The organism is Pseudomonas sp. Pseusp3 (genome assembly GCF_047304225.1).
GTDB lineage: Bacteria > Pseudomonadota > Gammaproteobacteria > Pseudomonadales > Pseudomonadaceae > Aquipseudomonas > Aquipseudomonas fluorescens_CD.
This window is the reverse complement of record NZ_JBGLYV010000178.1, coordinates 1-6,890: the sequence shown is the minus strand read 5'-3', so window position 1 is coordinate 6,890 and position 6,890 is coordinate 1. Positions and strand designations below refer to the sequence as shown.

Here is a 6,890-nt window from a genome sequence, read left to right as displayed (position 1 = left end):
GGCGTCGTGTCAGTCGCTATTGATGTTGGCTGGCACACCGCTTTCGCGAGCAAGCCCGCTCCCACATTTGGATCTGCAACAGTCAGTCAGACCGGCGCTGCCACTTTCACCGCCACCGGCGATTGACCCTCAACCGGACTCTGCGCCTTGCACGCCTGGCTCAAGGTCAACGACTTGGTCTCCGGTGCCCACGCCCACGAAAGCAACGCACCGATGGCCAGGATCGCCGCGAGAATGCCCATGGTCGGGCTCAAACCGATCCCCGCCACGCTCACCGGCAACAGGAAGGTGCTGATCGCCGAACCCAGGCGACTCACCGCCGTGGCCAGGCCGATACCGCTGGCACGCACTTCGGTCGGGAAGCTCTCGGCCGGGAACACGCCCACCAGGTTGCTCACCGCCGACAGCACCAGGGTGAACACGCCGAACACCAGCACCATCAGCCATGCCGCGCTACCCGGCAACACCGCCAGCAGGAACAACGCTACCGCCAGAATGATGAACGAGTTGATCAGGAACCCGCGCCGGGTGAACTTGATGGTGCACCAGATGCCGATCAGCGCGCCGAGGATCAGCAACATGTTCAACATCAGTTCGGTGCCGAAGCCTTCGGCCAGGCCCATTTTCTGCAGGATCGACGGCAGGAAGGTGTAGATGGCGAAGTACGGCATCACGATGCACACGAAGAACAGGCAGTTGAACGCCGTGCGCTTGCGGTATTCACGGCTGAACAGCACGGCGTAACCGGAGCGGATTTCGCTGGACGGGGTTTCGTCGAGTTCGACGTGGTCGCCCAGGTGTTTCTTGACGATGGCGCCGGCCTCGGCGATGCGGCCCTGATTGACCAGCCAGCGGGGCGATTCCGGGGTGCCGATACGGGCAATCAGGATCAGTGCCGCCGGGATCGCCGACGAAGCCAGCATCCAGCGCCAGGCATCGTCGCCGAGGCTGAGCATGGCGGTGCCGACGAAGGTCGCGGCGACGTAGCCAAACGTCCAGATCACGCTGAACGAGCCGAGCAACACACCACGGTGCTTTCTCGGTGCGAACTCAGCGAGCATGGCGTGGCCGACACTGAAGTCACCGCCCAGGCCGATGCCGATCAGCACCCGGCACAGGAACAGCGCCATCGCCGATTCCACGTAGAACTGCATCACCGAAGCGACGGTGATCAGGATGAAACTGACCAGGAAGATTTTCTGCCGGCCGACCTTGTCGGAAATCCAGCCGAAGAACAGGCTGCCGAGAAACAGGCCGATCAGGGCCGAAGCGCCGATCAGGCCCTGCCAGAATGCATCCAGTTGCATCTGCGGGCTCAGCAGGGTGAAGGCGATACCGATCAGGCCGAGGATGTAGCCGTCGGTGAAGTGTGCGCCGAAGGTCAGGCCGGCGATCTTGATGTGAAAGCGGCCGATGGGCAGGTCATCGATTTTTACCGGTGTTACGGACATGTTCGTCTCCAGTTGTTGTTATTGATGGAGAAATGAAACGTGTATCCCTGTAGGAGCGAGCTTGCTCGCGATGGACTTCAGGGCACCGCGGGGTGTCAGGCTCCCAGCGTTATCGTTGACGTCCATCGCGAGCAGGCTCGCTCCTACAGGGGGGCGGCGTGGCGCTTACAGACCACCCATCAACAGGTATTTGAGTTCCAGGTAGTCATCCAGACCGTACTTCGATCCTTCGCGACCCAGGCCCGATTCCTTGATGCCGCCGAACGGCGCCACTTCCGTGGAAATGATCCCTTCGTTGATCCCGACCATGCCGGCTTCCAGGCCTTCGGCCATGCGCCAGACGCGGCCGATGTCGCGGCTGTAGAAGTAGGCCGACAAACCGAACGGCGTGTCGTTGGCCTTTTGCAGCACCTCGGCTTCGTCCTTGAAGCGGAAGCAGGCAGCCACCGGACCAAAGGTTTCATCCTGGGCGATCAACATCTCGCTGTTGGCTTCGGCGAGGATGGTCGGTTCGTAGAACGTGCCGCCCAGCGCATGACGACGGCCGCCGCACAAGACTTTGGCGCCCTTCTCCACCGCGTCGCTCACGTGCAGTTCGACCTTGGCCAGCGCAGCGCTGTTGATCAGCGGACCTTGTTCGGTTTCGCCGTCCAGGGCGCTGCCGACACGCATGGCCGCTACGGCTTCAGCGAGTTTGCCGGTAAAGGCTTCGTACACGCCGTCCTGAATGAAGAAGCGGTTTACACAGACGCAGGTTTGCCCGGTGTTGCGGAACTTCGAAGCCATTGCGCCTTTCACCGCCGCATCCAGATCGGCATCGTCGAACACAATGAACGGCGCGTTGCCGCCCAGTTCCAGAGAGACCTTTTTCAAGGTGTCGGCGGCCTGGCGCATCAGCAATTTGCCGGTGCGGGTCGAGCCGGTGAACGACAGCTTGCGCACAACGCTGGACGCTTGCAGCGCGCCGCCAATCGCCACCGCATCGCCGGAAACGATGTTGAACACCCCGGCCGGAATCCCGGCCTGCTCGGCCAGCACCGCCAACGCAAAGGCCGACAACGGGGTTTCTTCCGAGGGTTTGAGGATCATCGTGCAACCGGCGGCCAGCGCCGGGCCGACCTTGCGGGTGACCATGGCCAACGGGAAGTTCCACGGGGTGATCGCCGCCACCACGCCGATGGCTTCCTTGACCACGATGATCCGCGCATCGGCCTTGTGGCTGGGGATCACGTCGCCGTAGGCACGCTTGGCTTCCTCGCCGAACCACTCCAGGAAGCTTGCGGCGTAGACCACTTCGCCCATGGCTTCGGCCAGTGGCTTGCCTTGTTCGCGACTGAGCAGCGTGGCCAGGTCCTTCTGGTTGCTCAGCATCAGTTCGCTCCAGCGCTTGAGGCGCTGGCTGCGTTCCTTGGCGGTCAGCTTGCGCCACGCTGGCAATGCACGGTTGGCGGCTTCGATAGCCAAATCAGTTTCTTCAGCGCCGGCCTTTTGCACCTCGGCGATCAGCTCTCCGTTGGCCGGGTTCAGCACCGGGTACGTGGCGCCACCGCTGGACCATTGGCCATCGATGAAGTTGCCGTGACGGATCAACGCGCTCATGCCACGGCCTCGGTCAGGTTGAAGCGCTCAAGGCCCGGACGGGCGGTACGCAGGATTCGTTTGCCGGCGGTGTAATCGTTGATCACGTCACACGGCGTGTAATTGCGTTCCAGCTCGTGCAGCTCTTCAGCATCGAGTTTGGTCTCCAGCGCTGCGAGGGCGCTGTCGAACTGTTCGGTGGTGTCGGCGCCGACCAGCATGCAATCCACGCCCGGATGGTTGGCCACCCACGCCTGGGCGATCTGCGCATTGGACACACCGCGGGCACGGGCCACGCGTTGCACCGAATGGGCAATTTCGAACGAGGCTTCGTCGCTGTACATCTGCTGGGTGAAGAAGTCGGTCTGATTGCGGGTCGATTGTGCGTCCCCCGTCAACAGGCCTCGCGCCAACGGGCTGAACACCGAGACACCGAGGCCCTGGTCGCGGCAGAACGGGATCATCTCGCGTTCTTCTTCGCGGTAGGCGCAGTTCAATTGCAGCTGCATGTTGATCGGCTTGACCCAGCCATTGCGCTCGCAGGCCATGAGGATCTTTGCCAACTGCCCGGTGAGCATGGTCGACACGCCGATATAGCGGGCCTTGCCGGAGCGCACGATGTCGTTCATGGCGCTCATGGTTTCTTCGACCGGGGTGTTCACGTCGAAGTAATGCAGCATGAAAACGTCGACGTAATCCATGTCCAGGCGCTTCAGTGAAGCATCGATGCTGTCCATGATGTGCTTGCGCGAGTGGCCGCTGGCGTTGATGCCGGAGCGGGTGCCGTAACCGACCTTGGTGGTGATCACCAGGTCTTCGCGACGGGCCAGGCGCTTGACGATGCGCCCCACCACTTCCTCGCCGACACCTGCGGAATAGAAGTCCGCCAGGTCGATGAAGTTCACGCCGTTATCCAGGGCGTGCCTGACGATCGGTTCGCTTTTCTTCTCATCGAAGATCCACGGTTTCCAGTCCGGGGTGCCCATGTTCATGGTGCCCAGGCACAGGCGGGAGACTTCAAGGCCGGAGTTGCCCAAACGGATGTATTGCATGGCGCGGACCTCAGGCTTTTGGCGTGTAGAAAGGGTTGCTGATGTGATTGACCACATCGGCCAGTTGCGCGGTTTCCGGCTTGCCGGTCAGGGCGGCGCGGATCGCGGTGCGGCAGGCGTTGTAGTTGTTCAGGTACACGGCGTCGAGGTCGTCGCAGGCCGGGTTGACCCAGTTGGCCGTCACGATGGCCCACTCGTCCTCGGCTTCCGGCGGCAGGGTGCCGTCGAGCAGCGCTTCGAGAACCGCCTTGGCGATGCCGGCCTGGGACGCGCCCCAGGTGGCGTTGCCGTGCAGGTCGCTGCTGATCGCGGCCTTGTTCACATACAGGGTCATCGGCTTGACCGGGATGTTCGGCTGGGCGATCACCATGAACGGGCAGTGTCCCTGGCTTGGCGAGGCCAGGCTGTTGGCGAACGCCTGCCCTGCCGGGCCGTTGCGCGGGCCGATCAGGATGTTGATGTGTGCGGCGTTCACGCCCGGGCCTTCGAAACCTTCACCGATGTACAGGTCGAGTTCTTTCATGAGTCGTTACTCTTATCAGGACGCAGAGGATTTTTTGGGTGTCAGAAGCGCACGCATGCACGGGGCACACGCTGGCAAATGTTCGGGTTCGAAGAGCGCAGCAGAACGCTGGCGAAGACGCGGCAGTGATGATGAGTCATGGTTGCAAACGCTCTTTTTTGTTGTTGATGAGCTGGTTTGCGATTTTTTAACACCGGGGGTTGGCGGGGCTGTAACCATTAAAAGTCATGAGGGTATGACTTCAAGTCATACCCCTGCACAACACGACCCCCTGTAGGAGCGAGCTTGCTCGCGATGGAGTGTCAGTCGATGACGGGCTGACTGATACACCATCGCGAGCAAGCTCGCTCCTACAATGGATCGCGGTTGTCTGGACTTACTGCGACATTTCGCTTTTTTTCATCGCATCCTTGGACATCGCTTCTTTTTTCATCGTGTCCTTGGACATTGCATCCTTGGACATGCTGTCTTTGGACATCGAGTCGGTCTTTTTCATCGCGTCTTTTTTCATCGCATCCTTGGACATGGCGTCCTTGGACATCGAATCCTTGCTCATGCTGTCGTTACTCATCGTATCGGCTGCAAAAACACTGGCAGCGCCAACGGCCAGGCACATGGACAGAACAACGGTGGTCAACTTTTTCATGATGAATCTCCTTGGAGCACGGGTTTGCGGACGGTGAATGTTTCGCACGTTCATCAGCTGCCACCGAACCAGTTGTAGCCCTGGTCTTCCCAGAAACCGCCGCTGTAGGTGTTGCTGACGAAAATCGCCTGAATGTGTTTGGGGTTCTTGTAGCCCAGCTTGGTGGGCATGCGCAGCTTCATCGGGAAGCCGTACTGGCGCGGCAGCACCTCGCCGTCATAAGTCAGTGTCAGCAGGGTTTGCGCATGCAGCGCAGTGGCCATGTCGATGCTGGTGTAGTAGTCGTCGGCGCATTTGAAACCGACGTACCTGGCATCGGTGTCGGCGCCGATGCGCTTGAGGAAATCGCTGAAACGCACGCCGCCCCAACGGCCGATCGCACTCCAGCCTTCGACGCAAATGTGCCGGGTGATCTGCTCGGTCTGCGCCATGGCGCGCAGTTCTTCGAGGCGCCAGCTGCGCTTGTCGGCGACCAGGCCGGTGACCTCCAGGCGATAGCTCTCCTCCTCCACCGTCGGCGCCTCGTCGATGCCGTAGAAGGCATTGAAGGGAAACGGCCGGGTAATCATCGACTCGGGATAGGTCGGCGCCATCGCGTTGGGGTTGAACAGCCAGCCCTGGACCCGATCGTTGAAGCGCGACATGGACGACAGCGCAGTCTCGACGCTGTCGTTGTCGTTGTCGGTGATGTTGCAGCCGGACAACATGGCCACGCCACCGAGGGTCAGGCCGCGCAGCAGGAACGAACGGCGCGAGCGGTCTTCGATTTGCGGGGCGAGGATCTTGCGGGCGTCGGTGAGGATCGAGGCCTCGTCCAGCCCGGGTACCTGAATGCGCTTTTTCATACCTGCTCCTTGCGGCCGACGATCATGGCCAACAGCGTTTTCGGAACCAGCGCGACCATCACCAGGTGCACCGCGACAAAGGCCACCAACAGCGCCATGGCGAAGAAGTGCACACGGCGCGCGCCTTCGTAACCGAACAGCAATTCACGCAACAGCGGGAACTGCACCGACTTCCACAACACCAGACCGGAGAGCACCAGCAGCGTGATGTCGACCATCACGAACAGGTAAGCGACGCGTTGCACCTGGTTGTAATGACTGAGGTCGGCGTGCCCGAGTTTTCCGCGTAACGCGGCCCACAGGTCCTGCAGCACGCCTTTGGGCGAAACCGGGAAAAACCGCCGCTTCAGGCGTCCGCTGAACAGGTTGAAGGCCAGGTAGATCAGGCCGTTGATCGCCAGGAACCACATCGCCGCGAAATGCCATTGCAGCGCGCCGCCCAGCCAGCCGCCGAGGGTGATCGCCTTGGGAAAGCTGAATTCGTAGATCGGCGAGGCGTTGTAGATGCGCCAGCCGCTGGTGACCATCACCAGCACCGCAAGGGCATTGAGCCAATGGGTCAGGCGTAGCCAGCGTGGATGACTGGACTTGGGTGAAGCAGTGGTCTGCGACATGTCCGGCTCCCGTTTGTTGTTCGTTGGGGCCGATTATGGGAGCGGGAAGATCGCCAAATCCTCACGCAGAGTTAAATTAATTGTGATAACTCGCTCCCAACGAACACCGAGAACCCTGTGGGAGCGGGCTTGCTCGCGAAAGCGCAGTGTCAGTCGCTATCAATGTTGACTGACACTGCGC

7 protein-coding genes are annotated in these 6,890 nt (G+C 61.0%); all 7 read right to left on the bottom strand.

Translation table 11 applies throughout. The features are described 5' to 3' along the window. Positions 1–86 precede the first annotated feature (86 nt). The 7 genes from ACCD00_RS29850 to ACCD00_RS29820 all read right to left on the bottom strand — a co-directional run bounded on the left by ACCD00_RS29850 (position 87) and on the right by ACCD00_RS29820 (position 6,709). On the bottom strand, positions 87–1,451 hold the full coding sequence (locus ACCD00_RS29850) for an MFS transporter (protein WP_413428800.1): 1,365 nt from the start codon (positions 1,449–1,451) through the stop codon (positions 87–89). A 165-nt stretch (positions 1,452–1,616) separates the two neighbouring features. Next, positions 1,617–3,050, bottom strand: a complete 1,434-nt coding sequence (locus ACCD00_RS29845; protein WP_413428799.1) for an NAD-dependent succinate-semialdehyde dehydrogenase — start codon at positions 3,048–3,050, stop codon at positions 1,617–1,619. After that, the gene (locus tag ACCD00_RS29840) at positions 3,047–4,081 is read right to left on the bottom strand and encodes an aldo/keto reductase (RefSeq protein WP_413428798.1); all 1,035 of its coding nucleotides are present in this window, start codon (positions 4,079–4,081) and stop codon (positions 3,047–3,049) included. Before ACCD00_RS29840 ends, ACCD00_RS29845 begins: the two co-directional genes overlap by 4 nt. A gap of 10 nt (positions 4,082–4,091) precedes the next feature. Further along, on the bottom strand, positions 4,092–4,604 hold the full coding sequence (gene fae, locus ACCD00_RS29835; RefSeq protein ID WP_008043405.1) for a formaldehyde-activating enzyme: 513 nt from the start codon (positions 4,602–4,604) through the stop codon (positions 4,092–4,094). A gap of 376 nt (positions 4,605–4,980) precedes the next feature. Then, positions 4,981–5,250: a pentapeptide MXKDX repeat protein gene (locus ACCD00_RS29830; RefSeq protein WP_413428797.1), complete on the bottom strand. Its 270-nt coding sequence runs from the start codon at positions 5,248–5,250 to the stop codon at positions 4,981–4,983. Positions 5,251–5,303: 53 nt separating this feature from the next. Next, positions 5,304–6,095 (bottom strand): molybdopterin-dependent oxidoreductase, encoded by a 792-nt coding sequence (locus ACCD00_RS29825; protein WP_413428796.1) that lies wholly within the window; start codon positions 6,093–6,095, stop codon positions 5,304–5,306. Further along, entirely contained in the window at positions 6,092–6,709 is a 618-nt protein-coding gene (locus ACCD00_RS29820) for a cytochrome b/b6 domain-containing protein (protein ID WP_413428795.1), read from the bottom strand. The genes ACCD00_RS29825 and ACCD00_RS29820 overlap by 4 nt, the downstream gene beginning before the upstream one ends. Positions 6,710–6,890: the final 181 nt, after the last annotated feature.

Coding starts and splice junctions, on each gene's coding strand:
- ACCD00_RS29820 (WP_413428795.1), bottom strand. CDS start 6,709: ATGTCGCAGACCACTGCTTCACCCAAGTCCAGTCATCCACGCTGGCTA.
- ACCD00_RS29840 (WP_413428798.1), bottom strand. CDS start 4,081: ATGCAATACATCCGTTTGGGCAACTCCGGCCTTGAAGTCTCCCGCCTG.
- ACCD00_RS29850 (WP_413428800.1), bottom strand. CDS start 1,451: ATGTCCGTAACACCGGTAAAAATCGATGACCTGCCCATCGGCCGCTTT.
- ACCD00_RS29830 (WP_413428797.1), bottom strand. CDS start 5,250: ATGAAAAAGTTGACCACCGTTGTTCTGTCCATGTGCCTGGCCGTTGGC.
- fae (WP_008043405.1), bottom strand. CDS start 4,604: ATGAAAGAACTCGACCTGTACATCGGTGAAGGTTTCGAAGGCCCGGGC.
- ACCD00_RS29845 (WP_413428799.1), bottom strand. CDS start 3,050: ATGAGCGCGTTGATCCGTCACGGCAACTTCATCGATGGCCAATGGTCC.
- ACCD00_RS29825 (WP_413428796.1), bottom strand. CDS start 6,095: ATGAAAAAGCGCATTCAGGTACCCGGGCTGGACGAGGCCTCGATCCTC.